This window comes from Serratia sp. LS-1 (assembly GCF_003719595.1).
Classification (GTDB): Bacteria; Pseudomonadota; Gammaproteobacteria; order Enterobacterales; family Enterobacteriaceae; genus Serratia; species Serratia ureilytica.
On the sequence record NZ_CP033504.1, the window covers coordinates 1,240,627 to 1,267,575 of the forward strand.

General features: G+C 59.3%; 28 protein-coding genes. 13 read left to right on the forward strand and 15 right to left on the reverse strand.

Features of this window, described 5'->3' with window-relative positions:
- Positions 1-217 precede the first annotated feature (217 nt).
- Positions 218-520, forward strand: a complete 303-nt coding sequence (locus tag EDY99_RS06015; RefSeq protein ID WP_033633403.1) for a putative quinol monooxygenase — start codon at positions 218-220, stop codon at positions 518-520.
- Positions 521-631: 111 nt separating this feature from the next.
- On the opposite strand, the gene EDY99_RS06020 is transcribed toward EDY99_RS06015, so the two are convergent.
- The 7 genes from EDY99_RS06020 to EDY99_RS06050 all read right to left on the reverse strand — a co-directional run bounded on the left by EDY99_RS06020 (position 632) and on the right by EDY99_RS06050 (position 7,736).
- Entirely contained in the window at positions 632-1,192 is a 561-nt protein-coding gene (locus EDY99_RS06020; protein ID WP_033644247.1) for a hypothetical protein, read from the reverse strand.
- Positions 1,176-1,742 carry a GNAT family N-acetyltransferase gene (locus tag EDY99_RS06025; protein ID WP_123061569.1) on the reverse strand — a complete coding sequence of 189 codons (567 nt, stop codon included), beginning with the start codon at positions 1,740-1,742 and terminating at the stop codon, positions 1,176-1,178. Before EDY99_RS06025 ends, EDY99_RS06020 begins: the two co-directional genes overlap by 17 nt.
- Positions 1,743-1,877: 135 nt before the next feature.
- On the reverse strand, positions 1,878-2,597 hold the full coding sequence (locus EDY99_RS06030) for an enoyl-CoA hydratase-related protein (RefSeq protein ID WP_033642617.1): 720 nt from the start codon (positions 2,595-2,597) through the stop codon (positions 1,878-1,880).
- Positions 2,590-3,762: an MFS transporter gene (locus tag EDY99_RS06035; protein ID WP_033642618.1), complete on the reverse strand. Its 1,173-nt coding sequence runs from the start codon at positions 3,760-3,762 to the stop codon at positions 2,590-2,592. The genes EDY99_RS06030 and EDY99_RS06035 overlap by 8 nt, the downstream gene beginning before the upstream one ends.
- Positions 3,759-4,970 carry a 5-aminolevulinate synthase gene (gene hemA / locus EDY99_RS06040; protein WP_094141843.1) on the reverse strand — a complete coding sequence of 404 codons (1,212 nt, stop codon included), beginning with the start codon at positions 4,968-4,970 and terminating at the stop codon, positions 3,759-3,761. The genes EDY99_RS06035 and hemA overlap by 4 nt, the downstream gene beginning before the upstream one ends.
- Positions 4,971-4,985: 15 nt before the next feature.
- The gene (locus EDY99_RS06045; RefSeq protein ID WP_046686802.1) at positions 4,986-6,197 is read right to left on the reverse strand and encodes an acetyl-CoA C-acyltransferase; all 1,212 of its coding nucleotides are present in this window, start codon (positions 6,195-6,197) and stop codon (positions 4,986-4,988) included.
- Between the two features lie 9 nt (positions 6,198-6,206).
- Complete coding sequence (locus EDY99_RS06050; protein WP_101453301.1) at positions 6,207-7,736, reverse strand: 3-hydroxyacyl-CoA dehydrogenase NAD-binding domain-containing protein; 1,530 nt, start codon at positions 7,734-7,736, stop codon at positions 6,207-6,209.
- A gap of 347 nt (positions 7,737-8,083) precedes the next feature.
- Between EDY99_RS06050 and EDY99_RS06055 the strand changes: the two genes are divergently transcribed.
- The 3 genes from EDY99_RS06055 (at position 8,084) to EDY99_RS06065 (ending at position 10,265) form a co-directional block, all read left to right on the forward strand.
- Positions 8,084-8,800 carry an autoinducer binding domain-containing protein gene (locus tag EDY99_RS06055; protein ID WP_047024917.1) on the forward strand — a complete coding sequence of 239 codons (717 nt, stop codon included), beginning with the start codon at positions 8,084-8,086 and terminating at the stop codon, positions 8,798-8,800.
- 179 nt (positions 8,801-8,979) lie between these two features.
- On the forward strand, positions 8,980-9,408 hold the full coding sequence (locus tag EDY99_RS06060) for a universal stress protein (RefSeq protein WP_033642623.1): 429 nt from the start codon (positions 8,980-8,982) through the stop codon (positions 9,406-9,408).
- A 176-nt stretch (positions 9,409-9,584) separates the two neighbouring features.
- Positions 9,585-10,265, forward strand: a complete 681-nt coding sequence (locus tag EDY99_RS06065; protein ID WP_047572003.1) for a hypothetical protein — start codon at positions 9,585-9,587, stop codon at positions 10,263-10,265.
- 46 nt (positions 10,266-10,311) lie between these two features.
- On the opposite strand, the gene EDY99_RS06070 is transcribed toward EDY99_RS06065, so the two are convergent.
- The 5 genes from EDY99_RS06070 to EDY99_RS06090 all read right to left on the reverse strand — a co-directional run bounded on the left by EDY99_RS06070 (position 10,312) and on the right by EDY99_RS06090 (position 16,607).
- The gene (locus EDY99_RS06070) at positions 10,312-11,325 is read right to left on the reverse strand and encodes an Ldh family oxidoreductase (RefSeq protein WP_033642625.1); all 1,014 of its coding nucleotides are present in this window, start codon (positions 11,323-11,325) and stop codon (positions 10,312-10,314) included.
- A gap of 18 nt (positions 11,326-11,343) precedes the next feature.
- Positions 11,344-12,909 carry an APC family permease gene (locus tag EDY99_RS06075; protein WP_123061570.1) on the reverse strand — a complete coding sequence of 522 codons (1,566 nt, stop codon included), beginning with the start codon at positions 12,907-12,909 and terminating at the stop codon, positions 11,344-11,346.
- A gap of 44 nt (positions 12,910-12,953) precedes the next feature.
- Positions 12,954-14,570 (reverse strand): aldehyde dehydrogenase (NADP(+)), encoded by a 1,617-nt coding sequence (locus tag EDY99_RS06080; protein ID WP_046686806.1) that lies wholly within the window; start codon positions 14,568-14,570, stop codon positions 12,954-12,956.
- Between the two features lie 54 nt (positions 14,571-14,624).
- Positions 14,625-15,545 (reverse strand): dihydrodipicolinate synthase family protein, encoded by a 921-nt coding sequence (locus tag EDY99_RS06085; protein WP_046686807.1) that lies wholly within the window; start codon positions 15,543-15,545, stop codon positions 14,625-14,627.
- A gap of 207 nt (positions 15,546-15,752) precedes the next feature.
- Positions 15,753-16,607 (reverse strand): AraC family transcriptional regulator, encoded by an 855-nt coding sequence (locus EDY99_RS06090; protein WP_060659683.1) that lies wholly within the window; start codon positions 16,605-16,607, stop codon positions 15,753-15,755.
- A gap of 387 nt (positions 16,608-16,994) precedes the next feature.
- On the opposite strand from EDY99_RS06090, the gene EDY99_RS06095 reads away from it, so the two are divergent.
- From EDY99_RS06095 to EDY99_RS06110, 4 genes are read left to right on the forward strand one after another with little or no spacing between them, the layout of a single operon-like run.
- Positions 16,995-17,942, forward strand: a complete 948-nt coding sequence (locus EDY99_RS06095; protein WP_123061571.1) for a 4-hydroxyproline epimerase — start codon at positions 16,995-16,997, stop codon at positions 17,940-17,942.
- The gene (locus EDY99_RS06100; protein WP_123061572.1) at positions 17,942-19,066 is read left to right on the forward strand and encodes an FAD-binding oxidoreductase; all 1,125 of its coding nucleotides are present in this window, start codon (positions 17,942-17,944) and stop codon (positions 19,064-19,066) included. Before EDY99_RS06095 ends, EDY99_RS06100 begins: the two co-directional genes overlap by 1 nt.
- Positions 19,063-19,323 (forward strand): (2Fe-2S)-binding protein, encoded by a 261-nt coding sequence (locus tag EDY99_RS06105; protein WP_033642632.1) that lies wholly within the window; start codon positions 19,063-19,065, stop codon positions 19,321-19,323. Before EDY99_RS06100 ends, EDY99_RS06105 begins: the two co-directional genes overlap by 4 nt.
- On the forward strand, positions 19,316-20,584 hold the full coding sequence (locus EDY99_RS06110) for an FAD-dependent oxidoreductase (RefSeq protein WP_123061573.1): 1,269 nt from the start codon (positions 19,316-19,318) through the stop codon (positions 20,582-20,584). Before EDY99_RS06105 ends, EDY99_RS06110 begins: the two co-directional genes overlap by 8 nt.
- Before the next feature lie 47 nt (positions 20,585-20,631).
- Here the strand turns inward: EDY99_RS06110 and EDY99_RS06115 are convergent, their stop codons facing one another.
- Complete coding sequence (locus EDY99_RS06115; RefSeq protein ID WP_033642634.1) at positions 20,632-20,991, reverse strand: hypothetical protein; 360 nt, start codon at positions 20,989-20,991, stop codon at positions 20,632-20,634.
- Positions 20,992-21,533: 542 nt separating this feature from the next.
- On the opposite strand from EDY99_RS06115, the gene EDY99_RS24510 reads away from it, so the two are divergent.
- Positions 21,534-21,848, forward strand: coding sequence for a hypothetical protein (locus EDY99_RS24510; protein WP_033642635.1), 315 nt, complete (start codon positions 21,534-21,536; stop codon positions 21,846-21,848).
- Between the two features lie 174 nt (positions 21,849-22,022).
- Positions 22,023-22,454: a hypothetical protein gene (locus EDY99_RS06120; RefSeq protein ID WP_033642636.1), complete on the forward strand. Its 432-nt coding sequence runs from the start codon at positions 22,023-22,025 to the stop codon at positions 22,452-22,454.
- A 17-nt stretch (positions 22,455-22,471) separates the two neighbouring features.
- Here the strand turns inward: EDY99_RS06120 and EDY99_RS06125 are convergent, their stop codons facing one another.
- A complete protein-coding gene (locus EDY99_RS06125; protein ID WP_033642637.1) occupies positions 22,472-22,813 on the reverse strand; it encodes a GlpM family protein in 342 nt (113 codons plus the stop codon).
- Between the two features lie 122 nt (positions 22,814-22,935).
- On the reverse strand, positions 22,936-23,160 hold the full coding sequence (locus EDY99_RS06130; protein ID WP_004927950.1) for a DUF2594 family protein: 225 nt from the start codon (positions 23,158-23,160) through the stop codon (positions 22,936-22,938).
- A 694-nt stretch (positions 23,161-23,854) separates the two neighbouring features.
- Between EDY99_RS06130 and uvrY the strand changes: the two genes are divergently transcribed.
- Genes uvrY through pgsA form a run of 3 tightly spaced genes read left to right on the forward strand, consistent with a single transcriptional unit; the run spans position 23,855 to position 26,943 of the window.
- The gene (gene uvrY, locus EDY99_RS06135; protein WP_004927947.1) at positions 23,855-24,511 is read left to right on the forward strand and encodes a UvrY/SirA/GacA family response regulator transcription factor; all 657 of its coding nucleotides are present in this window, start codon (positions 23,855-23,857) and stop codon (positions 24,509-24,511) included.
- Complete coding sequence (uvrC, locus tag EDY99_RS06140; RefSeq protein ID WP_089194526.1) at positions 24,504-26,336, forward strand: excinuclease ABC subunit UvrC; 1,833 nt, start codon at positions 24,504-24,506, stop codon at positions 26,334-26,336. The genes uvrY and uvrC overlap by 8 nt, the downstream gene beginning before the upstream one ends.
- Positions 26,337-26,394: 58 nt before the next feature.
- Complete coding sequence (gene pgsA / locus EDY99_RS06145; RefSeq protein ID WP_033642639.1) at positions 26,395-26,943, forward strand: CDP-diacylglycerol--glycerol-3-phosphate 3-phosphatidyltransferase; 549 nt, start codon at positions 26,395-26,397, stop codon at positions 26,941-26,943.
- Positions 26,944-26,949 lie beyond the last annotated feature (6 nt).

Sequence of the window (26,949 nt, forward strand, 5' to 3'; positions counted from 1 at the left end):
CATATCGGTACACATATCACCATGGTGAATGGTGTGTTGCCTTTTTGTTAATTGAAAGTTCACACAGGGCCAGGAGGCGTTCAAGCGCTTTGATCGAGATCTGTGTGCGCTATCACCGAATTGGGAACCCGATGACAGACACTGGAGAGTGGCGCTTTCATCTCGCGAGGGAGGGCGATAAGGTGAAGCACGGCACAACAGAACGCAGGAGCGCAACATGCTGAAGGTCATTGCTGAAGATTTCATTCACCCGGAACACATTGACACCGTTATGCCGTGGTATCGCGAGCTGGTGGAGAAAACCCGGCAGGAGCCGCTGTGCATCAGTTATGAACTGTGCATTGACCAGCAGGATCCCGGGCACTTTATTTTTATCGAAAGCTGGCCGGATCGCGCGGCTCTCGAAGTGCATTGCCAGACCGAGCATTTCACCCGGCTGGTGCCGCAGATCAATCAGTATCAGCGCAAGCCTTGCACCTTCCTGTTTATGCAGGCGTTCCCTGAAACAGGCGATAAATAGGCGAAAAAATCCCCGCAGGGGGCGGGGTCAATGGCTTCTCAACACTATCTTGTTGTGATTAAAAAATAGGCTGATAATGATTTTCATTCTCTAGGAATGCTCTTAAATTAATCAATCTGGTGAATGATTCGCCGTCTGCTTTTCGCTGGCGGTTTTAATGGCGCGCAGCATGCGGCGTCTTATCAACCCACTCACCAGGCGAATCGCATACCAGTAGGGAGTAAACCGCCGCCGGCTGGCGCTGTCGGGGCAGAAGATGCGCGTTTCCGTTACCAGGCGGCAGCGCCCGCCCTCCAGCGGGCTCGCGGCATACCCCAGCGCCAGTTTGGCGACGCCGGGCTGAGCGAAGGCCTGAAAGTCCGCCCCGTCAGCGACCTTCACCAAACCGTATTCGGCCTGCCAAAACCGGCCGATCAGGCCATAGACCAACGCGGTTTCATCCTGCTCAAGCAGGCAAAAGTTATGCAGGCCAAACGGCGGAGGACGAGGCTTATCGCGTGGCATCAGCCGCGCGGGCAATTCGCGCAGCGCTATCATGCTGCGGAAAAAACGATCGCGCTTGGGATCGTAAGCGGCCACGGCGTCCAGCACCCGCGATTGCGGCGCGGTGATGACGATCGTATGCCGCTCAGAGAACTGGTATTGCCCAAGATATTTATTCAACAGCGTCATGTTGTTCATGCTCCCGCCATTCACTTTGCAGCAGGGCGAAACCGAATTCATCACCCCATGCGCCTTTGAAAAACACGTTTTGCCGCCAACAGGCCTCACGGCGAAAGCCCAGCTTGCTGAACAACGCGGCGGCGCGAAGATTACGCGCGTCTACCACGGCGGTAATGCGGTGTTTCGCCAGCGGCCCGAACAGCAGGGCGATGACGGCGCTTAGCGCCTCGCGCGCCTGTCCTTGCCGCTGATGAACCGGATCGAAGGTCACGCCCAGTTCAGCCTGACGCCCTTCATCGAAAAAATGCACCGCGACATCGCCCAGCAACGCGCCGTCCTCGCGGCGCTCGACCGCCAGTTGAAACCAGCTGTCATCACGGTTGAACGCGAGCCGCCGTTGCTGTGCGAAAAAGGCCTGTGCCTCGGCGGCGCTGTAGTCGCTCCAGCTCTGGTAGCGCGCCACGTCAGGATGGTTGCGGTAGGCGGTAAAGTGGGGCAGATCGTCGGCGGTGAACGGGCGCAAGATCAGTCTGGGGGTCAGCAGAGGCAAGTGGCGCATTATTTTTCCTTATCAGCGCATGAGGGCTACCGGCAGTGTAGCCCAGCGCCGAGAGGCGGGCTGCGTAAAATGAGCTGTGGCGGGGAGGCGTAGCGGGAAATGCCGGCTCAGGCAAGCCGGCAAGCAATAAAGGGGTTAACGACGAGCGGCCGCCTGACGCAGGCGTTCGACCGGCGCCTGCTGAAAATCGAACGATGGCGCCTCGCGCTGCGTCAGCCCCTGGCGCACGATGGCCTTCACGGCCAGGCTGGCGGCGAGATCCTTCCCGGCGATCTGCTCGGCGATGCGCAGCGCTTCTTCCCGGGCCGAGCCCTCGCTGATGCGGGAAATGGCGCCGTGTGACAGGGCCTCCCGCGCACCGACGGTTCTGCCGGTCAGCAGCCAGTCGAGGGCGACATAGGGAGAAACTCGCGCCGGCAAGCGCGCGCATCCGCCTTGCGCGGCGACCAAGCCGAGCCCGGTTTCGGGAAAGCTGAAGCGCGCGTTCTGGCCGGCGACGATCAGATCGCAAGCCAGGGCGAGCTCAAAGCCGCCCCCGTAAGCGATGCCGTCAACGGCGGCGATGATCACCTTGGCGATCTGCGCATGGATCAGTCCCCCGAATCCCTCCGGCGTGACGATGGGCAGTTCGCCCTGTCGGAACGCGGTGACATCCATGCCGGCGGAAAATACCGCCGGCTGACCGGCCAGGACGATCGCGCGTATCGTATCGTCATTATCCGCCTGCCGCAGGTAACTGCGGATCAATTCGGCCATCTGCAGGTTGATGGCGTTCTTTTTCTCCGGCCGATTGAGGGTGATGACCGCAACCTGCGCGCCATAACGTTCGTAAAGCACCGGCGGTGATTCACTCATCGCTGGCCTCCCCGCGGAAAAAGATCAGCGTCAACAGCAGGGCGATGGCGCCGAGCGGTAGCGAGAACAGCGGCAAATAGTGGGCCGGCAACGCGTAGAGCGTCAGGCCGCCCAGCATGCCGCCCGCCGCGATGCCGGCGTACAGCACCGAGCTGTTGAGCGACACGGTCAGCGCCCCAAAACGCTTCGACAGCGACAACAGGTGATGTTGGATTGGCACCAGATACATCCAGCCGGTAATGCCCCAGATAAGAAAGATGGCCAATACCCACCACGGCGAGGTGACGTAAAAGGCCAGCAGGAACAGGGACAGCGTCTGGATCGCCACCGAAAACAGCAGCACGAATTTGCTGCCTAGGGCGTCGGTCAGCGCGCCGGAGGCAAAATTGCCGATCACCGCGCCAATGCCGAACACCAGCAGCGCCAAAGGCAGAATGGCTTCCGGGCCGAACTGGGTGTCTTTCAACAGCACGCTGACGTAGCTGTAAACAATGTGCTCCGAGCACACGGCGAAAAAGGTGATCAGCAGCGTGGTCAGCACCGCCTTTTGCCGCAGCGGGGCGAGCCGTTCTTTCAACGAATGTTTGCCCGGCGCCGCAATGGCGCGCAGCGCCAGCGACAGGCCGAGCAGCGCCACCGCCCCCAGCAGGGCGATGAACAGAAAGATGTCGCGCCAGCCGATCAGTTTGGCCAGAAAGGTGCCGAACGGAATGCCGAGCGCGATGGCCAGCGTCATGCCGCCATAGACGATGGAAATAGCCAGGCCGCGGCGTTTTTCCGCCACCAGCCCCACCGCGGCGGCGGCGGCCTGCGGGGTGTAACAGGCCGCGCCCAATGCCGCCAACACTCGGCCGAACGATATCTGCAGGTAGCTGGTGGCCCAGGCGCAGGCCAGGTTGCCGGCGATGAACAGCACCAGCGCCAACTGCAGGATGTGCTTGCGGTTGACGTTGCCCAGCAGCCAGGCGGTCAGAGGCGCAAACAGCATGTAGGCCAGCGCGAATACCGATATCAACTGCCCCGCTTGCGCGGGGCTGACGGCAAATGTCGCGGAAATGTCGCTGAGCACGCCGGCGACGATAAAGGCGTCGGTGCCGATGGCGAAGGTCCCGGTCGCCATCAGACACAGCGTGACCAGATGGCCGTTATAATCCGCTAACTTCATCCCGCCCTCCGCAGATCGTTTACCGCCCAGACCCGGCTCAACGCCGCCAGGAAGGTCTCCACGTCGGCATGGGAATGCGCCGAGGTCGGCGTTACCCGCAGCCGTTCGCTGCCCGCAGGCACCGTCGGGGCATTGACCGGTTGCACGTAAATGTCGTGCTCATCGAGCAGCACTTTACTGATGTGTTTGTTGCGATGGGGATCGCCGACCAGCAGCGGCAGGATATGGCTGTCGGCCGACACCAGCGGGATGCCGGCGGCGCGCAGACCGGTCTTCAGGTGATCGACGATCGCCAGCAGGTGCTTGCGTTGGGTGTCGTGCTCGAGGTTGTATTTAAAGCTGGCCAACGCGGCGGCCACCACCGGCGCCGGCGACGAGGTGCTGAAGACGAATGCCGGCGCCCAGCTGCGCACGGCTTCCACCACCGAACGGGGCGCGGCGATATAGCCGCCCGCCGCACCGTAAGACTTGCCGAACCCGCCCTGGATAATGGTGATTTTATCCAACAGGCCCAGCTGTTCGGCATAGCCCAGCCCCCGTTCGCCATACACGCCGGCCGAATGAATTTCGTCGAGATAGGTCAGCGCCTGATACTGTTCCGCCAGCGCCACAATCTGCGCCAGAGGAGCAAAGTCACCGTCCATGGAATACAGCGACTCAAAGGCGATCAGCTTTGGCCGCGCCGGATCGGCGGCCTGCAGCAGCTCGGCGAGGTGCGCCACGTCGTTATGGCGGAAGATTTTTTTCTCCGCCTTGCTGTAGCGAATCCCGTAAATCATCGAGGCGTGATTCAGTTCGTCAGAGAACACGATCAGATCGGGAATGGCGTCGCACAGGGTGGACAAGGTGGCGTCGTTGGCGCCGAAGCCGGTGGTGAACAGCAGCGCCGACTCTTTGCCGTAGGCGCTGGCCAGCAGCGTTTCCAGTTCAGTGTGATAGACCGAGGTGCCGGAAATGCTGCGGGCGCCGCAGGTGCCTAACCCGACTCGGTTAACCGCGTCGGTGGTGGCCAGCAGCACTTTGGGGTGGTGGCTCATGGCCAGATAGTCGTTTGAGCACCAGACGTTGAGACGGCGCTCGCCTTGCTGCCCGTGGCTGGTGGCCCAGGGTTTGTCCTGCACGCCGCGTTCAAGGTTGAGGAACTCGCGAAAACGCCCCTGTTTTTTGGTTTCCGCCAACTTTTCTTCAAGAATGTTCAGTACGCTCATAGCATGTTCCTTGTGTTAAACGGCTTTAAGGTTTAATGACAGGCCCTGACCGACGCCGACGCACATTGTGACCAATGCGTTGCCGGCCTGCCGATCGCGTAATTCCAGCGCCGCCGACAGCACCAGGCGCGCGCCGGACATTCCCAGCGGATGGCCGAGCGCGATGGCGCCGCCGTTTGGGTTGACGCGCGCGTCGCCGGCGTCGATGCGCCAGTGTTTCAGCGCCGCCAGAACCTGCGCGGCGAAGGCTTCGTTAATCTCGATGATGTCAAAATCATTCAGCGTGAACCCGCCGCGCTGCAGTAAGCGCTCGGTGGAAGCGATCGGCCCCAGCCCCATCAGCGCCGGCGCGACGCCGGCGGCCGCGCTGTCGCCGATCTCCGCCAGCGGTTGCCAGCCCTGGCGTTTCACGTAGCGTCCGGAGGCCAGCAGCAGCGCGGCGGCGCCGTCATTGATGCCGGAAGCGTTGCCGGCGGTGACCGAACCACCGGCGGCGAAGGCCGGTTTCAGCGCCTGCAACTGCTGCAGCGTGCTGAGCCGGGGGAATTCGTCCTGTGCGAATATGCGGGTGGTTTTACGATCCGCCGGCACATCCACGGGCGTGATTTCCCGCGCCAATCGACCGCTGTCGATCGCCCGGCGGGCTTTTTGCTGCGAGCCCAACGCGAACAGATCCTGTTCCTCTCGCGAGATACTCTGCTGTTGGGCCACGTTTTCCGCCGTGATGCCCAGCGGATCGCTGCCGTAGCGTTCCGCCAGGCGCGGGTTGACAAAGCGCCATCCCAGCGTGGTGTCGTACAGCTTTACCCCCTTGTCGAACGGCGTTTCGCCCTTGCTCAGCACATAGGGCGCGCGGCTCATGCTTTCCACGCCGCCGGCCAGAATCAGTTCGCTGAGGCCGCTGCGGATTTTCGCCGCGGCGTAGATCACCGCATCCAACCCGGAGGCGCAAAGGCGGTTGAGGGTGATGGCCGGCACCGACTGATCCAACCCGGAAAGCAGCGTCGCCATGCGGGCGACGTTGCGGTTGTCTTCGCCGGACTGGTTGGCGCAGCCCAGCACCACTTCATCCAGAGCCTGCTGCGCCGCCGGATGGCGCTGAAGCAGGCTGCGAATAATCGTCGCCGCCATATCATCGGGGCGGGTATGCGCCAGGCTGCCGCCATAGGCGCCGATCGCCGTGCGCGTGCCGTCGATCAGATAAACACCGTCATCTTTAATGCTCATCATGGATCCTTAAGGCGTGGTGGTCAGCGCCGGTTGGGCGGCGTGCAGAAGGGTGTAATGCGGCGCATAGCGCGCCGCGTGCAGCAATTGCGCCAGGTTGCTCAGCGTCGTCCTGACATTTTCCTCCCCGAGGCGAGTGAGCCAGCCGAAAATACCGTCGGCGTAGTTCACGCCGGCGACGGCGGCGACATCAATGTCTTCCCGGCTGCAGACGCCGCTTTCCACCATGATCACCGACTCGTTGATCAGGCTGCTGAGCACGCGGGCGACGATCAAGGCCGGGGAATCCTTGATAAATTCCACCTGCGGGATCGCGGTGTGCAGCAGGCGTAAAAACAGCGCCTTATTGGCCGCAGAGGCATGGCGGCTATGTGCCGCCACCAGGTACGCCGTATCGCCGTAGTTCAGGGCGACATCGACGACAAAGGCGTCCGCCGCGGTCTGTTCGGCAAGCTGGTTTGCCGTGCGGCCATCGGTAACGCTGACGGTGAAAGCGTCATTGACCTGAATGGCGGCGCCCAGGCCCGGTAATGTCGGCCGTTGTTCCACGCGCAGCCGCGGCCATTGCAGGGCGGCCCGCTGCTGTAGCAGGGTAAAGAGAGGATGTTCACCGTAAATGCGTAGCGTCTCGACTTCCGCATCGACGGCGGCCGCAAGCGGCGGGGGAGATTCTTCGGCGGAAAAATAGGAGCGGCCGTTCTTTTTGCCCAACAGACCGGCATCGACCAGCGAGCGCTGCAGATGGCCCGGGGTATAGCGCGGATCGTACTGCATGTCCTGCCAAATTTGCCGGCTGACCTGATAGTTGATGTCCTGACCGATAAAATCGGTCAGCTCGAGCGGCCCCATGCGAAAGTGTCCGCCGGCTTTGAGGGCGCGGTCGATCTGCGGCGCACGCGCCACGTGTTCTTCCAACAGGCGGAACCCTTCCAGATAGTAGGGGCGGGCCATACGGTTGACGATAAATCCCGGCGTGGCCTGACAGACGACATCGCGTTTCCCTAACGCCGCCACCAGTTGACGGCAACGTTCGGTGGTGACCTGTGCGGTAAAATAGGCCGGAATGATTTCAATCAGCTTCATCAGCGGCGCGGGGTTGAAAAAGTGCAAACCGATAAAGCGTTCGCTGTGCGTCACCGCCGTCGCCAGCTTATTAAGCGACAGTGAGGAGGTATTGGTGGCGATCAGCGTGTCGGGCTTGACCGTCGCGGCGATGGCCGCCAGCACCTCGAGTTTGGCTTGCTCATGTTCTGCGATGGTTTCGATCACCAGATCGCTGTCGGCGATGACCCCAAATTCTGCGGAGAACGTCAGATTAGCCAGCACCGCGTCTTTGTCCTGCAGCGCGAGCTTGCCCTGTTCCACCTTTTTGTTCAGGTCTTGCACGATAGCGTCGCGAGCTTGATTGAGGGTATTGCCGTTGCGATTATAAAGCACCGTACGAATGCTTTTTTGCGCAAAAAGATAAGCGATGCCTCTGCCCATCGTTCCCGCGCCGATAATCGCAGCCGATTGAATTGCCGCATTACTTTCTGCCATAGAAAATCCCCGTCACTGTATGCCATGCGAAATTCGCAAATGCTTATTATCTCTTTGGATTTACGGCGGCACCGGGTGCCTGTGAGGAAAGTAATTGGCGGTGTCTTGGCTGTCTAACGGTAGAAATGACAGGTTTACCTGCAGACGGGGTTATGCTATTCGCGTAGTTTTGCGGCTCAGCCCAATAAAAAGGCTTATTCTGAGGGAAATAAACCGGGGAATAGCTTTTTTCGTTATAGCGTTCGTATTTTTTATTATATGAAACGACTATTGGCGCCGGGCGGCGATATCCTATAGTGAGTCTGACCTATCGATAAATCGACATCGCTATTTGGAGAACCTGCGTTATGGATACCCGCACTCAACGGCTCATGGCGGAGGTGATTGGCAGTTTGACCGATCGCGAACGTTTTCTGACCCAACTGGGGCGCTGCGTCGAGGCGCTGGGTTTTGATTATTTCTCCTACATCGTTTTTTCCTGTTACCCGGCGAGCCGGCCAAAAATGCGGGTTGAAGGAACGTTTCCAGCGCGCTATCTCGAGGATTATCGGCGGCAGCGGGCATATTTGCAGGATCCTGTCATCGAGCGAGCCCACCATTCCACGCTGCAATTCCAGTGGGACGAAAGTTTTTATCACGAGCGGCCGGCGCTTTGGCAGCGCATGTCGCAGTTTGGTCTGCACACCGGGTGGTCGCAATCGGTCAAGGATTGCTATGGCCGCCTGGGGATCCTGACTTTTGCCGGCAAGGCGCTGCCGCAGCAAACGCCGCAGGCCGGCGCGGTGAATGAACTCTTTTTCCTTTGGCTGGCGCAAACCGCCCACAAAACGCTGCGTGAAGCGTTGATATCGGTGAACGACGAAGCGATAAAAGATGTGCTGACGCTGCGCGAGAAAGATATCTTGCGCTGGTGCAGCGAAGGCAAAACCGCGGAAGAGATCGCGCTGCTGATGGGTGTGAGTGAACGTACGATCAATTTCCATATCGGTAACTCGATTAAAAAACTTTCGGTCGCTAATAAGACCGCAGCCACCGCCAAAGCCGTTTATTTACAGCTGATTTAATTGCGAGAAATAAATAATTAATCGCCTATCAGTTAGCGGCGCGATGTTTATATTTTGTTAAATTAAGCATTGTCCTTATCAGTATTTACCTCCGATCACAAAAGCGTGATAAAGCGGTTCACCGCGCCCGTGCGCGGCAGTACTCTGTAGGCACCCGGTTTACATAGAAAGGATGTGATATGTACAAGACTATTTTAGTGCCGATAGATATTGAAGAGGATCTGTTGACCGAGCATGCGCTGAAGCATGTGGAATATTTGGCGAAGATGTCCGGCGCTAAAGTGCATTTTTTCCATGCGCTGCCGGATGCCTCGGCTTTTGTTACTGCCTATTCGTTCGGTCTCAAGGAGTTTGAGAATCAGGCGGAAGTGAAGGCGGTGGAGAAGCTGAAGAAAATCATGTCGGAAATCGATCTGCCGTTAGATCGCCTCAATTACACTGTCAGCTTTGGCTCTGCGCGCGATCAGGCGCTGGAACTGGCGGAAGAGATCGACGCCGATCTGATCATCATCGGTTCGCGTCGCCCGAGCGTGAAAACTTATCTGTTGGGCTCCAACGCCGCCGCCATCGTTCGCCATGCCAATATATCGGTGATGGTGGTTCGATAATCCTCCTTTAAGTCCGCCGTTTTCATGCGCGTCTGCGGTCGCCGGTCGGCCGCAGAACGCAGGCTGCTTTATTGCCATCTCAGCCTGAGCTGCTACGATTTTAGCTGACGTTTTTTATGCCGACCGGGCCAGCGGCCTTGCGCATATTCTTTATTTCAGCCAGAAGAGGGGCAGCCATGCCATTAGAAGTCGATGGGATCATCAGAGGCGATCGAGGCAGTGAACCGAGCCATTGGCAACATACGCCAACCAAACCGCTTGTCACGCTGACCTGGCATCACACCATCCCCTGGAACTGTTTACGTAATGTCTGGAATGGTCTGGTGGCTGGCGAGCACTGGAACGCGCTCGACGAGTTTATGAATCTGATCGGTGTGCCTAACCGCGCCGAGGTGCTCAAACAGATCAAGAATGAAAATCTGCAGGATCGCGATGGGTTACATACCCTGGTGACCTGGCAAGGCTGGAATATCGTCGAGGGTCCGGGTAACGAATATCGCGCGCAGGGTGACGATCCCGGTGAAAATTTCGACGACTGGTCCGGCAAAGGCATGAGCACGAATCAGCAAGCGACGCTGCAGCAGGTCAAAGTGTTGTATCAGGTGATGGCGCCGCTGGGAAGCCGCGCGCTGGACGCCGCCAGACAGGCGCCGAACATTACTGCGGAAGAAGCGAGCGTCTTGCAACGAACGATTAAACAGACCCGCCCAACGTTGCGCGGAAAGGAACCGATCCGGTGGCAAGAGGGCATGTGGCACAAAGTGCAACCTGGTAAAGAGGCGAAACATTTCGCCCAATGGGACAGCAAACCCGTATGGCGCAAGCGCCTGCACAGCGACTTGGCTCAGGCAGGCTAAACTTCGCCCCGCGCCGGATTGGCGGCGCGGGGGCATCAATTCGGCGCTAATCGCACAGCGCCGCTATCTCGTCGTACAGCGTCCTAGGGATTTCCACGCCGTATTGTTCGCTGTGGCGTCGTTGCCGATAGCGCCGCTCGCCGGGAATGCGTGCGCCTTGCGCTTGCATGTCGGCAAACATCGCCTCCGCGCTGGCGAAATACCGCTCCTTATCCGCGCCGAGAAAACGCTCGGGATCCAACGCGATGATCAGTTCACCGCCGTAGGGCGATGAACCCGTGCCGTCGTCATAGGCCAGCGACTCTTTGCTGGTCATGTCGCCGATCAGCGGCCCAGCCAACAATTCAACCATGGCCGCCAGCGCCGAGCCTTTATGGCCGCCGAAAGTCAGCATCGCGCCCTCCAACACGCTGGCGGCGTCGGTGGAGGGGTTGCCTGCCTTATCAATGCCCCAGCCTTCCGGCAGCGGGGTGCCGGCGCGGCGATGCAATTCGATTTCGCCGCGCGCCGCCGCGCTGGTGGCCATGTCGAACAAAAACGGCGGCCGAGCCGGGCGCGGCCAGCCGAAGGCGATGGGGTTGGTGCCGAATAGCGGGCGTGAGCCGCCGGCCGGCGTCACCCAGGCGTGGCTGGGCGTGCAGGCTAAGGCCACTAAACCCTGTTCGGTCAGCGGTTCGATGTCGGCCCACAGCGCGGAGAAATGCACGCAGCGGTTGATCGCCAGGGCGGCGATGCCGTTGGCGCGCACCTTATCGATAAAGGCCGGCAGAGCGGTGCGGTAGGCGAGCAGGGAAAAGGCGCCGCCGGCATCGGCGCGCAAGATGGCCGGCGCCTGGTCGAAGAGCCTGGGTTTCGCATCGGCAGAGACTTTGCCCGCCCGTAATGAGCGGACGCAGCCCAACAGCCGGTACAACCCGTGCGAAGCACAGCCGTCGCGCTCGCCCTGAATGACATTTTGCGCCACTGTCTCGGCATGCGCCTGATTGAAGCCGTTGCAGCGCAGTGCGCGTAGCGCCAGTTGATAAGCGTGTTCCAGCGACAAAACGTGCATGGTTGTCATTTCGATGTCCTCCCTGGGTCATTCTTCTTCATCGCCGATAAAATTGGCCTGGGGTAAACAGGTATAGGCGCCCCAGTAGTAAATCGCCAGCGCAATCACCGCCATGGTGAGGGTGTCCCACGGATGAGCAATAGCGCCGATGCCGCCGAAACTGCTGAGGTAGGAAAGCGCGATCGTCAGCGCATAGAAGACGATTAGCCACAGCGAGGACCAAATTTGCTGCCTGAGGCTAACGGCGTGGGTCGGCACCTGATTCTTGAACAGGATGTAGATGAAGAACATCAGTATCTGCAAGCCGAGCAGCCAGGAGACGGTGTCCCAGCCGGACCAGAAGACGATTAGCGCCGAAATGATAAATGACAGCGGGCCGAGCACGCAGAAACCGAGCACCCGGAACGGACGCGGCATATCGGGCGCATTGCGCCGCAGCCCGGCGGCGGTGACCGGGGCGATGGCGTAACTCAGCACCAGCGCGGCGGACACCACGCCGATCAGCTTTTCCCACGATGGGAACGGCAGCGTCCAGAAGACCGAGAGGGCGAAGGTGAGCCACAACGCCGGGCGCGGGATACCGGATTCACTATCCACCCGGGTGAACAGTTTGAAGAAGGTGCCAGCGCGCGCCCACCCGTAGATCACGCGAGGCGTAGCGTTCATGTAGATGTTGCCGGTGCCGCTGGGCGAAACGATCGCGTCGCTGACCACCAGAAACGCCAGCCATCCCATGCCGAGCGTGATGGCGATATCGCGGAAAGGCAGGGAAAACTGTTGGCTGATGCCGGCCCAGCCACCGCTCAGCATCTCGCTGGGGATACTGCCGAGAAACGCTATCTGCAGCAGCACATAGATGATGGTGGACAGCACTACCGACAGGATCAGCGCGATGGGAATGGTGCGCTGCGGTTTTTGCACCTCGCTGGCGACCGAAATGATCGGCGTCAGGCCGAGGTAGGCGAAGATGATGCCGCCGGCGGAAATGGCGGCTTCAACCCCGGCGGAGCCGAAGGGGGCAAAGCCCTGGCTGTGCAGGTTTTCCGGTTTGAAAAAGCTGAACAGCACCACGATCACCAACAGCGGTACCAGAAACTTCAGCACGCTGATGAGATTATTGGATTTGGCGAAGGTTTTGACGCTGTAGTAGTTGAGCGCGAAGAAAAAGCACAGCAGCGCCAACTGCACCAGCCAGCCGAGCGCTGTCGGATCGCCGGAACCCGGCTGGCTGAGGAGCGGGAACCAGGCGGCGGCGTACTGACGGGCGGCGACGACCTCGATAGCGATCAGGCTGGAGAAGGCGATCAGCGTGATAAACCCCAGCAGATAGCCCATCAATTCGCCGTGCGAGAACACCGGATAGCGAATGATGCCGCCGGCGCGCGGCAGGGCGGCGCCCAGCTCGCAGTAGACGATGCCCAGCAGCAGCACCGCCAGGCCGCCGATCAGCCAGGAATAGATGCCGGCGGGGCCGGCGATGGAGGAGACATGGCTGGCGGCGAACAGCCAGCCTGAGCCGAATATGGCGCCCAGACCGATGAACGTCAGATCGGTGAGCGTAAGCTGCTTCTTGAATTTGCCTTGGGTTGTCATGGTATTACCCTTTTGTTATTGAGTGGCAGGCAGATGCGGCCGGGCTAATGTTGGGCAGGTGAAACTATGGGATCTCGGGTGTAAACGCCGTTCACCAGCCGCAGCAGGTTGAGCGGGTTGGCGTCCTGCAGCGGCGGCGGCAGCAGCGCCGCCGGGGTGTTTTGCAGGCAGACCGGCCGCAGGAAACGCTCGATGGCCAGCGTGCCTACCGAGGTGCCGCGTGCGTCGCTGGTCGCCGGATAAGGGCCCCCGTGTACCATGGCGTCGCACACCTCTACCCCGGTTGGATACCCGTTGAACAGCACCCGGCCGGCTTTGCGCGTCAGCAATGCCGTCAGCCCGGCGGCCATATCGAGATCGCCGTCTTCCGCCAGCAGCGTGACGGTCAGCTGGCCTTGCAACGCCGCCAGCGCCGCATGCAGCTGCGCTTCGTTATCTACCGCCACCAGCACGCTGGCCGGGCCGAAGACCTCTGTTTGCAGCAGCGGATCGGCCTGCAGCAGCAATGTTTCCTCCGCCTGATAAAGCTGCGCCGCTGCCCGGTGGGGCAGAATCTCGCGCTCCCCCGCCAGATGCCGTATGTGCGGATGGGCATCGAGCGCGGCCAGCCCGCGCCGGTAGTGTTCGAGCGTGCCGGCATTCAGCATCGGCTGTGGGGGGGCGGCGTCGACCAATGCGCTCATCGTCGCGGCCAACCGTTCGAAGGCGACGCCGCGCAGCGCGACGATCACGCCGGGCTTGGTGCAAAACTGGCCACAGCCGAGCGTGAAGGAGGAGACCAGTTCCTGCGCGATGTGCTGCCCGCGCCGAGCCAACGCCTGCGGCAGGATCACGACCGGGTTAATGCTCGACATCTCGGCGAAGACCGGGATCGGCTGGGGACGCTGCGCGGCCAGATCGAACAGCGCCCGGCCGCCTTGCAGTGAGCCGGTAAACCCCACGGCCTGAATCGCCGGATGCTGCACCAGCTCGGCTCCCACACGGTTGCCGAAGATCATGTTGAAGACGCCGGCGGGCATGCCCATACGTTCCCTTGCGCGCTCGATCGCCTGAGCGGTCAGCTCGGCGGTGATCATATGGCCGCTGTGTGCCTTGAACACGACCGGGCAGCCGGCGGCGAGCGCGGCGGCGGTATCACCGCCCGCGGTGGAAAACGCCAGCGGAAAGTTGCTGGCGCCGAACACCGCCACCGGACCGAGCGCCGTGCGATATTGACGCAGATCGGGACGCGGCAGAGGAGAACGCAGCGGCAACGCGCAGTCGATGCGTACGCCCTCGACGTCGCCGCGTCGCAGCAGCGTGGCGAACAGCCGCATCTGGCCGCTGGTTCTGGCGCGTTCGCCGCTTAACCGCGCCGGCGGCAGGGCGGTTTCCTGCATGGCGAAGGCGAAGAAGGTCTCATCCAACGCGTCCAGCTCCTCGGCGATGGCGTCGAGAAAACTCGCGCGTTGTTCGGCGCTGCATTGCGAATAGGGATCAAAGGCCGCCGCGGCGGCTTCGGCGGCGGCGGCGGTTTCTGCCGCCGTAGCCTGGTGGAAGCGGTAGCCGGTCGGCTGACCGTCGTCGGCGCGCAGGCTGAGCAGCGCCGCTTCTCCCGTAGCACGGCGCTGGCCGCCGATAAATTGTTGGCCGCTGATGGCGGCATCGCGAGCGTTGGGCATGGGTCCCCCCGGTAGAGAAAGTGCGACGCCCGGCGTGGCCGGGCGGTGAAGGCGTTACAGGCCGACGTTCGGCAGCGCGGGACGAGTGGCCAGCGCTTTATCGATCACGGCGTTGATTTCGGAGAGCGTTTCACCCTGCAGCGCCAGACGCGGCGGGCGAGTGATGGCGCTGCCGCGGCCGACCCGCTGTTCGCACAGCTTGATGCATTGCACCAGATCGGGGCGGGCATCGAGATGCAGCAGCGGCATGAACCAGCTGTACAGCGCCAGCGCTTCCTCATAGCGTTTTTCCTTCGCCAGACGGAACAGGGTTTCCCCTTCGCGCGGGAAAGCGTTGGACATGCCAGAGATCCAGCCTTGCGCGCCGACGGCGATGCTCTCCAGCACCACATCATCCAATCCGGCGAACAGTACGAAGCGATCGCCGACTTCGTTGCGCAGATCGATAAAGCGGCGGGTGTCGCCCGACGAGTCTTTGAAACACACGATGTTCTCGCAGTCGACCAGTGAGGTCAGGATGTCGGGCGTGACGTCATTTTTGTAAATGGGAGGGTTGTTGTAGACCATGATCGGCAGATCGGTAGCGCCGGCGACGCTGCGAAAGTGCGCGGCGGTTTCGTGCGGCTTGGCGGAGTAGACCAGCGCCGGCATCACCATAATGCCGTCGACGCCGGCCTTTTGCGCTTCACGCGCCATGTTTTGCGCGAAGGCGGTGGTGAATTCGGCGATGCCGGCGATCACCGGCACTTGGCCGTCGGCGGCGTCCCTTGCCACTTCGATCACCGCCAGCTTTTCCTGTACCGTCATCGAGGTGTTTTCACCGACGGTGCCGCAGACGACCAGGCCGGAGACGCCGTCACGCACCAGGTTTTTGATCACCGTATGCGTGGCGTCGAGGTCCAGAGAAAAATCGTTGCGGAACTGGGTCGTCACCGCCGGGAATACGCCGCTCCAGCTTAGGGTTTTATGGCTCATCGTGTTTGTCCTGTCGTCCGAAAGTGTTAATAAAAAGTGAATCTTTGGTGAGGCTCACCGACAGATTGACCGGTATTGCACAGGGAGGCTTGACGCTTTTCGCCGATTGCTGCGACGAAATTGGCACAATGGCGCCGGAAAGCGGGCATGCAGAAATCGGGCGCCGGTGCGCCATAAAGAATGCTTTTAATGCGGTAAATCAGCGAATTAAGCGGAAAGCGTCAGGCGGAAATCGCGCGGTGTGGAACCGGTCATCGCTTTGAACTGACGGCTGAAGGCGCTGTGATCGGTATAGCCGCACTGCAGCGCGATGTCGGTGATCGGCAGATCGCCCGCCAGCAGTTCCGTGGCCTTTTCCAGCCGCACTTTGTGGATCATCTGGCGCGGAGTGAGGTGGAAGATACGTTTGCAGTAGCGTTCTATCTGCGCCACCGACAACCCGGTCAACGCCGTCAGCTCCTCGAGCGCGATCGGCCGGGCGTAGTGGCGGCGGATGTATACGTCGATCGCGGCCAGCCGTTGGTAAGCCGGATGATTGGCTTTGGCCTCTTGCAGATCGTGTGAAATGCCCGCCATTCCGATGATTTTTCCCTGCGCGTCGTACAGCGCCAGCTTTTGCGTCAGGCACCAGCCGGTTTCACGGCCGTTGTACAGGTGCATTTCCAGCTGATCCTGGATCAGCACGCCGTGGCGCAATACCCGCAGATCTTGCTCGGTGTAGCCTGATCCGAGCTGCGCGGGGAAAACGTCGGCGGACGTCTTGCCCAGCAGCGGCGCGACGGTCTTGAAACCGCAGCGCCTGGCCAGCGTCAGGTTGGCCAACAGGTAGCGCGCCTGGGCGTCTTTGATAAAGAACACCACATTGGGAATCGCGTTCAGCAACGGCGCGATCAGCGCCAGCGTATTGAGCAGATCGCGCAGGTTGTTCGGACGCTGCTGTGCCAGCCCGTCGCACAGGCGCGACAAATGTTCGACGGCGAAAACGTCCTCCTGATCCGGCAGCTCCACCAGGGCAGGCGGCGAGAGAGAAATCTGATGTTGATGGTCTGAAATGGATCGCATAGCAGTCCCTTTTCGGTCGTTAGCCGGAAAAACAGGCGGCCAGGTTGGCGCTTTCGCATCAATATTAACTTTTTTGTAACGAATCAAGCGCTATTTCCGGCTGGCTACCAAATATGCGGATCGCCGCATACTTTTGCCGGACGGCGCGCGCCGGTTGCTTGAAAACTGCGGCATTTCTCGCTACGCGGTGGTTTAGCATGAAAGTAACGTCATGATAAATAAGTTATTGTTATGGTTGCGTTAAACGTATGCCCGTGATGGGCCAGGCTAGCCTGTCGTCATTGTGCTGATTTCTTCATTCGCCACGCCGAAACGCATCAAGCCGTCATGCGCGCATTCGTTCAGGCTAACGTCATTGGTAACATCTCATTAACCCTGGAGACGCCGATGGCACTTTCTGCGCATATCACCGCTTTGCGGGCGATTGATTCTCATACCGGCGGGGAGCCGACCCGGCTGATCGTCGAAGGCTTCCCCGACCTTGGCGAAGGCAGCATGGCGGAACGGCGGGCGCATTTCGCGCAACATTATGACGATTGGCGCTGCGCGGTGATGCTCGAACCCCGCGGCAATGACGTGTTGGTGGGGGCGTTGCTGTGTCGGCCTTGTTCGCCGCAGGCTACCGCCGGGGTGATCTTTTTCAACAACACCGGCTATCTGGGCATGTGCGGCCACGGCACTATCGGGCTGATTGCTTCGTTGGCGCATCTCGGGCGCATCCGCGCCGGGCGTCATCTGATCGAGACCCCGGTCGGCCCGGTGAACGCCACGCTGCATGATGACGGCAGCGTTACCGTAGAGAACGTGGCGGCTTATCGTTATCGCCACCAGGTGCGAGTTGAGGTGGCCGGTTACGGCCCGGTGACGGGGGACATTGCCTGGGGGGGAAACTGGTTTTTTCTCATCGGCGAGTCGCCGTTGACCATCGATAAACACAATCTGGAGGCGCTGACCGCGTTCACCTGGGCGGTCCGGCAGGCGCTTGAACAGGCGGGCATTCGTAGCGAAGACGGCGGGGCGATCGACCATATCGAGCTGTTCGGTGACGATCCGCAGGCCGACAGCCGCAGCTTCGTGCTGTGCCCCGGCAAAGCCTACGATCGATCGCCGTGCGGCACCGGCACCAGCGCCAAGCTGGCGTGTCTGGCGGCGGACGGCAAACTGGCGCCCGATATGCACTGGCGCCAGGCCAGCGTTATCGGCAGCGAATTCCAGGCTTATTACCGCTGGAACGGCGAGCGCATCACCCCCTTTATTCGTGGGCAGGCTTATGTATGCGCCGATAGCCAACTGTTGCTCGACGAACGCGATCCTTTTGTCTGGGGCATACGCTGATGGGCAGCGGACGGGGAGTTGATGCCATCGTGGTGGGTGCCGGCATCATCGGCGCCGCCTGCGCCTGGCGGTTGGCGAGGGAGGGGTACCGCGTCTCGGTGGTGGACGACTGTCGCGCTGGCGCCACCGCCGCCGGCATGGGGCACCTGGTATGCATGGACGACAACCCGGCCGAGCTGGCGTTGAGCGCTTATTCGCTGCGGTTATGGCGTGAAGTGACGGGCCGGATGCCGCAAGCCTGCGCCTGGCGCGGCTGCGGAACGCTGTGGTTGGCGGAGCAAGCGAATGAAATGGCCATCGCCGAACAAAAGCGGGCGCGGCTGGCGGAGCAGGGCGTGGCGGCGGAACTGCTGACGGCGGAGCAGGTTGCCGCCATGGAGCCGATGCTGCGGCAGGGGCTCGCTGGTGGGCTGCGGGTGCCGGGCGACGGCATTTTGTATGCGCCGCAGGCGGCGCGTTGGCTGTTGGCCGACGCTGGCGTGGCGATCGATGTGGTGCAGGGTGAAGCGATCGCGCTGGACGAGGCGGCTGTGCGGTTGGCGGACGGCAGAGAGCTGGCGGCGCCGGTGGTCGTCTTGGCCTGCGGCCTGCGGGCCAATGATTTGTTATCGCAGCCGTTGCTGCGTGCCAAGAAGGGCCACCTGGCGATCACCGATCGTTATCCGCCGCGGGTGCGGCATCAGTTGGTGGAGCTGGGGTATGGCGCCAGCGCGCATGCCAGCGACGGCGCTTCCGTGGCGTTCAATGTGCAGGCGCGGCCCACCGGGCAATGGCTGATCGGTTCTTCCCGCCAGTTCGATTCCGTCGATTCGTCATTGGATATGCCGCTGCTGGCGGCGATGCTCATGCGCGCGCAGCATTTCTTGCCCACACTGGCGCAGCTGAACATCATTCGCTGTTGGACCGGGCTGCGCGCCGCCTCTGCCGATGGATTGCCGCTGTTGGGCGCACATCCGCGGCATACCTGGTTGTGGTTGGCGTTGGGGCACGAGGGGCTGGGCGTCACGACCGCCCTCGGCAGCGCCGCGCTGCTTGCTGCGCAGATCGGCCGGCAGGCGCCGGAGATTGATGATTCCCCGTATTTGGCGGCGCGGGCGTTTGCTGCCGAGGAGCTGCCCGTATGAAAGAGAGGCAAAACACGCTCGCGTTGAGCATCGATGGCAAACCCTACCGGGTGCCGGTTGGCATCAGCGTTGCCGCGGCGCTCAGTTTGTGCGGCGGGGATCATTGCCGGTTGTCGATTTCACGCCAGCCGCGCGCACCATTTTGCGGCATGGGCGTTTGTCAGGAGTGCCGGGTAACCATTAACGGTCTGCGCCGCCTGGCGTGCCAGACGTTGTGCCAATCCGGCATGCGGATTGAGAGGAGCGATGATGAGTGACTTCGATTGCGAGGTGCTGATCGTCGGCGCCGGGCCGGCCGGCATGGCGGCAGCGCTGGCGGCGGCGGAAAACGAGGGGCAGATACGGGTGATCGATGATAATCCGCACCCCGGTGGGCAAATCTGGCGTGATGGGCCGCAGGTGGCTTTGCCTGAAGCGGCGAGACGATATCGGCAGGCGATGGCGGCGCGGGAAAATATTGTGCTGCACTCCGGCTGCAAGCTGGTGGCGCAGTGTGGCGCTAACCGATTGGCGTATGAAGACGCCGAAGGCTGCGGCGTGATTCGCTATCAAAAGCTGATTCTATGCAATGGCGCCCGTGAGCTGCTGCTGCCGTTTCCTGGCTGGACGTTGCCGGGAGTGAGCGGCGCCGGTGGTCTACAGGCGCAAATCAAGCAGGGGCTGGCGATCCGCGGTGAGCGGGTGGTGATAGCCGGCAGCGGTCCGTTGCTGTTGGCGGTGGCGAAAAGTGTGAAACAGGCCGGTGGCGAGGTCGTGCTGGTCGCGGAACAGGCGGCGCTGCGGCGATTGGCGGCGTTCGCCGGCGGCCTGTGGCGTTGGCCGTCCAAGCTGCGTCAGTCGTTTTCTCTGATTCAGCCTCATTACCGTGCCGATAGCCGAGTATTGGCGGCATTGGGGCAAGAGCGTTTGACGTCAGTGCGCGTCGGCAACGGCGGGCGGGAAAGTACGGTGGCCTGCGACAGGCTGGCCTGCGGCTTCGGTTTGGTGGCGAATATTGAACTGGCGATGCTGCTGGGATGCCGGATCGCACACGACGCCGTCGCGGTGGATTATTGGCAGCAAACCAGCCAGGCGCAAATTTATGCCGCCGGGGAGTGTACCGGTATCGGCGGCAGTGAACTGGCGCTCACCACCGGCGCCATCGCCGGTTATGCCGCCACCGGGCAAAAGGCAAAAGCCGAATCCCTGACGGCGCAGCGGCGGCGATGGCGGTGTTTCGCCACGTCGACAGCGGCCGCTTTTGCGCTTGATGAACGCATGAGTTATCTGGCCAAACCGCAGACGCTGCTGTGCCGCTGCGAAGACGTCACGCTGGAACAGGTATGCCATCAACCTGACTGGAACACGGCCAAGCTGAGCAGCCGCTGTGGTATGGGAGCCTGTCAGGGCAAGGTTTGCGCGACGGCGGCGCGGCACCTGCTGGGGTGGCCTTTGCCGCCGCCACGCGTCCCTTTAACGCCGGTGCGGACGGAAACGCTGGTTGCTCTGGGAAGGCATTGCAGCGACGACGATAATTGATGGGGCATCGCGGCAGTGGCGTTTCAGTCCAAATCGATTTCGCTGCATCACCACTGCGGCCAATAGTAGGTTTTCTCTCGCCAGCCCTTGCCGTACATACAAGCCTCGATGGTGGCGTTTCGGGCTGACTGATTGCGATCGGTCTGTACCGTTTTGATCGACGGCTCTTTGTCATAGCGATATCCCGATGGACAATCTTTCTTATTCTTCTCGCAAGGGATGTATTTGTTTTCGTAGCTGAACTCTACGTCCCGCACGACGTCTGGCGGGAAGCGATCGTAGCCCCGACTGCGGCATTCGGCATATTCGGCATTTCGGGTGCTCTCAACTGCGCCGGGTCTTTCCCATTGGGTACAGGCAGTCATCATCAATAACGGCAAAACAATCAAACAACGGTAATTCTTCATGGTGTCCCTAACTCTTCCTCTATCCTGGTGATCACTGACTAGGAATCTTCCCAACCAGCGATGCGAAAAAGTGTAATCAACTGACGACACAATTGGAAATGATAATGGTTATTGTTTAGGTGTGATTGAGGCAACGGCACCCTGAAATGCGCCGTCGGCGATAGGGGAGAGGCTTACAAGGGGCAGATCTGACGATGAGAGTGTGTGGGCAGAGCGATTTTATATCTTTTCTCTTTTTGCTGCATGGCTTGGTCATTATCTCAGCGTTATGAGAGGGAAGAACAGTATGCAAGCTAAGTATTTTCTTATCCTGTTTAAATGGAATTTTGAATTAAGATATTTACCCATGGCCAAGTTTTAATGCACGGTATTAATGCTCTATTTTTTTATTTCTGTTTTTTTATTGTGCCTTTATTTTCGGAATTCTTCCATTAAATACTTTTTAGTTACAGGGAATTCATTTGCATTTTAAATTTGGATTTTTTAAATTCAGCTCAGATGAGGGATAACCGTTAGCGACAGGTTCAAAAAAGGAGTTTATTTTGTCTGGGATAAAGAAAACGCCTGAAAGCCATGGCGGTTTGCCTTCACCATCAGGGGATTATGATAATTTTAAGCACCTTTCCGATGTTGGCACCGTGTTGGGATATGGGCGAACTCGCTTTTATCAGTGGTGCCGCGGACGCGGATTTCTAACGCCGATGAATGTTCCTTCGCATGAAATGCTCAGTCTGGGATATATGGTGGCAGTGCTGTCAGAGACCGGTCATACCCGGGTTTACGTCACGCCGGATGGCTTCAGCTACGTCAGTGACGCGTTTGCGGCAGATATCCAACGCGGCATGGTAAAGTTTTAAATTTGTAAAAATCGCCTTTATTTCAAGGTCTTTAATACAGAATCTTCTTATCCGGAAAGACGCGCAGGGCGATAAGTGGGAAGTTATCCGATTTTTTCGTCTTTGCGACATGAAGGCTACTGACAGCAGCTATTCTCTTGTTACGATAAGCATTATTTTTTTCAGGAGCCAAGGATGAAGCATTACGCCGCGTTGTTGTTCGCCTCTGCACTGTTGACGGGATGTGCGACCCAAGCCGTACCACCGCAACAGGCTGAATTACCGCCCCCAAGCCGTCTGATGCTTTATCAGAATATCCCGGATACGCCATACGCCACGGTGGTGGTGGTGCGCGACAGTGGAATGCTGGCGGGTAGCTGCCGCACCGGCGTTTATGTGAATGGGGAGTTCGCCGCTTCGCTGGGCGCGAAAGAAAAAGCGGAGTTTCGCGTGCCGCCGGGCAATACTTCGGTGAGCATCGGGCAAGATATGATAGAGAACTCTCTGTGTATTTGGCGAGATACCAGCGGCAGCGTGCCGATGACGCTGCGCGCCGGTGAAAGCCGCTATCTGCGTATCGCCGGCGATCGGCAGAGAGGCTTCGTTTTGCAGGCAGGGCGGCCGTAACCGCCCAGGCAAGGGCGTTAACGTCCTTGCCACCATCCCCACAGCGTAATTAATAGCCACGCCGCCGCAATCCAGCACAGTACCGCCGCCCCCAGCGCTAACGACAGCCGCAGACTGTTAATCAGGAAATACAGCGAAATCAAATACACCAGATAGGGCAACACCGCCCACATGCCGAAAATCAGCGTCGTTTTCAGCGCCGCTATTGAACGTTCGCTGCCGACAACATAATGCGCAATCAAAGCGAAAGTGGGGAAGAGCGGGACTAAACCGGCGATATAATAGTTGCGCGTTTTGGCCAGCAGGCCGATCAGAACCACGACCAGCGCGCCTATCAGCGCTTTGACAAAGATGCCCATAACGGTCTCGGGTGTCGGGGGAAAGCCAACACACTGCCCGAAAGCCTGAGCAGAATCAATGGCGTATTGCGTAGTGCGGGGAAAAACAGACCCGCATGAATCGCGGGTCTGAGCGGCAACGTTTACTGGCGGTAAGCGTGCTTGATTTGCTGAATGCTGTTCTTGAAGATTTCCGCCTGAGTCGGATCTTCAATCTGGGCGATGAAACGTTCCATGTTGATGATGACTTTCCCGGCATCGGCCTGGCCGATCGACTTCAGGATCAGCGTCAGCGTGGCTTTGAGGCAGGCAACCTCGGTCGCCAAGATCTCCGGGTTTGCAGACGTAGTGAAATCAACGTTGCTCATTTTCTCTCCTGATTTTTGAGGCCGTAGCCTGATACAAGCTGCTTTAGCGCACCGCGCGCGGACTATAGGCAAGTTGCCCACGCACGGCGGCGAATTTAACTGGGCGCGGAGTATAGCATAGCATGCGTCAGCCATCTGCACCGGGCTTGCTCTGGCGGCGCTGGTGGGTGAAGTTTGCTCATTGCACGTCCGGGTCATCCATTGTCGGCCAGTTATTTCGAGGCGGTTAACAAGTATTTGCCCGGCTCGTTATTGTTGAACAATCGGGGTTATTATAATTATTAGGGGCGGGTGGCACTGATTTTGCCGGCGTTGGTCGGTAATAATAGTTTTGTACGCCGGCTGTCAGGCTCGCGTTGGCCGCGGCTTTAAATATCAAATGATTACAAACAGCCAACAGCCGTGTTAATATTATTCATGTCGTGATTGCTTACACAGATTTCTCCCTCGCGGCATGATTGTCGCGCTATCCTGTGTCTGACGCAGCGCGACGAAATTATTTTCGTCGCTCGATCTTTTCCGACGTGACGATTTATCGGCGGCATAGACGGCTAAAATTGAAAAATCAGCTATGCTCCGCAAAGTTATTCGGAAGTATGTATTAATCTGTGTTCATTCTTGTCTGAAAAACAAGTAATATCTCTGGCGAAAACAGAGGCTGATTGCGTTACTCCCTTTTTTTGGAGAATTTTCCTTGATTAGCGTTCTTCTTGTTGATGACCACGAACTGGTGCGCGCAGGGATACGACGCATTCTTGAAGATATCAAAGGTATAAAAGTTGTCGGTGAGGCCCAGTGCGGTGAAGACGCCGTAAAATGGTGCCGTGGCAACGCTGTCGATATCGTGCTGATGGACATGAATATGCCGGGCATTGGCGGGCTGGAAGCCACGCGCAAGATTGTGCGTTATGCACCCGACGTCAAAGTCATCATGCTGACTATCCATACCGAAAATCCCTTGCCCGCGAAGGTGATGCAGGCGGGTGCCGCCGGCTACCTGAGCAAGGGCGCCGCGCCGCAGGAAGTGATTAACGCCTTGCGTTCCGTGCATGCGGGGCAGCGCTACATCGCGTCTGACATCGCCCAGCAAATGGCTCTGAGCCAGCTGGAGCCGCAGGCCGAAACGCCGTTCAGCTGCCTGTCTGAGCGCGAGCTGCAGATCATGTTGATGATCACCAAAGGCAAAAAAGTGAATGAGATCTCGGAGCAACTGAGTCTCAGCCCGAAAACGGTGAACAGTTACCGTTACCGTATGTTCAGCAAATTGAATATCAGCGGCGACGTCGAACTGACCCACCTGGCCATCCGACATGGATTGTTCAATGCGGAGACGTTGTTAAGCAGTGAATGACCGTTTTGATGCCAAAGCTTTCCTGAGTACCGTCACCAGCCAACCTGGCGTCTATCGTATGTATGACGCCACTGGCACGGTGATCTACGTCGGTAAAGCCAAAGACCTGAAAAAACGTCTCGCCAGCTATTTTCGGCAGCAGGTCAGCAGCCGTAAAACCGAAACGCTGGTTAAAAATATCGCGCAAATAGACGTAACGGTTACCCATACCGAAACAGAAGCGCTGTTGTTGGAACATAACTACATTAAATTGTACCAACCGCGATATAATGTTCTTTTGCGAGACGATAAATCTTATCCGCTGATTTTTCTCAGCGCCGATACCCATCCCCGTTTAGCGGTGCATCGCGGCGCCAAACACGCCAAGGGCGAATATTTCGGTCCTTTTCCCAACTCTTACGCCGTGCGCGAAACGCTGGCGCTGCTGCAGAAGCTGTTCCCGATCCGCCAGTGCGAAAACAGCGTGTATCGCAACCGCTCGCGCCCGTGTCTGCAGTATCAGATCGGCCGCTGTCTGGGCCCTTGCGTCGCCGGCCTGGTGAGTGAAGAAGAGTACCGGCAACAGGTGGACTATGTGCGGCTGTTTCTTTCGGGCAAAGATCAACAGGTGTTGCACCAGCTGATTGCCCGCATGGAAGAAGCCAGCAAGCTGCTCAATTTCGAAGAGGCGGCGCGCATACGCGATCAAATTCAGGCCGTGCGCCGCGTTACCGAGCGGCAGTTCGTCTCGGGCGACAGTGACGATCTGGATGTCATCGGCGTGGCGTTCGACGCCGGTATGGCATGCCTGCACGTGCTGTTCATCCGTCAGGGCAAGGTGTTGGGCAGCCGCAGCTATTTCCCTAAGGTGCCGGGCGGTACGGATATGAGCGAAGTGGTGCAGACTTTCGTCGGCCAGTTTTACCTGCAGGGCAGCCAGGCGCGCACGTTGCCCGGCGAGATCCTGTTGGATTTCAGCTTGCCGGAAAAGGACCTGCTCGCAGAATCGCTCTCCGAGTTGGCGGGGCGCAAGATCCAAATTCAAAGCAAGCCGCGCGGCGACCGCGCCCGTTATCTGAAGCTGGCCCGCACCAACGCGGCAACGGCGTTGACCACCAAGCTTTCGCAACAGTCGACGATCCATCAGCGGCTGGCGGAATTGGCCAAGGTGCTGAATCTGGCGGAAATCAATCGTATGGAGTGCTTCGATATCAGCCATACCATGGGCGAACAGACCGTAGCTTCGTGCGTGGTGTTCGACGGAAACGGCCCGGTGCGTTCGGAGTATCGGCGCTACAATATTAGCGGCATCACCCCCGGCGATGACTACGCGGCGATGACGCAGGTGCTGAAACGCCGTTACGGCAAAGCGCTGGAAGAGAAAAAAATCCCGGATGTCATTTTCATCGACGGCGGCAAAGGGCAGCTCGGCATGGCGATCGACGTGTTCAACTCGCTGAACGTCACCTGGGACAAGAATAAACCGTTGCTGATCGGCATCGCCAAAGGCGCCGATCGCAAGGCCGGGTTAGAAACGTTGTTCTTCGTGCCGGAAGGCGAAGGGATTTCGTTGCCGCCGGATTCGCCGGCGCTGCATGTGATCCAACACATCCGCGATGATTCACATAATCATGCGATTACCGGTCACCGGCAGAGAAGGGAGAAAGTCAGAAATACCAGCGCACTGGAACTGATTGAGGGCGTAGGGCCGAAACGGCGCCAGGTGCTGTTGAAGTATATGGGCGGACTGCAACCTTTGTTGAACGCCAGCGTGGAGGAAATTGCAAAAGTGCCGGGTATTTCACAAGCATTGGCAGAAAAGATCTACAATGCATTGAAACACTGAGGGCAATGTAGCAACATACTCTTAATTTCCACTTTAGCCAGATAGTTACCGTAGCATTATGCAATTGAATATACCGACTTGGCTTACCCTGTTTCGCGTAGTTCTGATCCCATTCTTTGTGCTGGCGTTTTACCTGCCGTTCAGCTGGGCTCCGATGGTTTGCGCCGTTATCTTTGTGTTTGCCGCTGTCACCGACTGGTTTGACGGTTTCCTGGCGCGCCGCTGGAAACAAACGACGCGCTTCGGGGCGTTTTTGGATCCGGTCGCGGACAAAGTGATGGTGGCGGTAGCGCTGGTGCTGGTGGCGGAGCACTACCACAGCTGGTGGATCACGCTGCCGGCGGCCACCATGATCGCCCGCGAAATCATCATTTCGTCGCTGCGCGAGTGGATGGCGGAAATTGGCAAACGCAGCAGCGTGGCGGTGTCCTGGATCGGCAAAGTGAAGACCATGGCGCAGATGATGTCGCTGGTGGGCTTGCTGTGGCGCCCGGATCGCTCTGTGGAATATGTGGCGATCGGCTTGCTGTATATTGCGGCGGTGCTGACTTTCTGGTCGATGTTCCAATATTTGAACGCGGCGCGTAACGATTTGCTGGAACCGTGATCGATA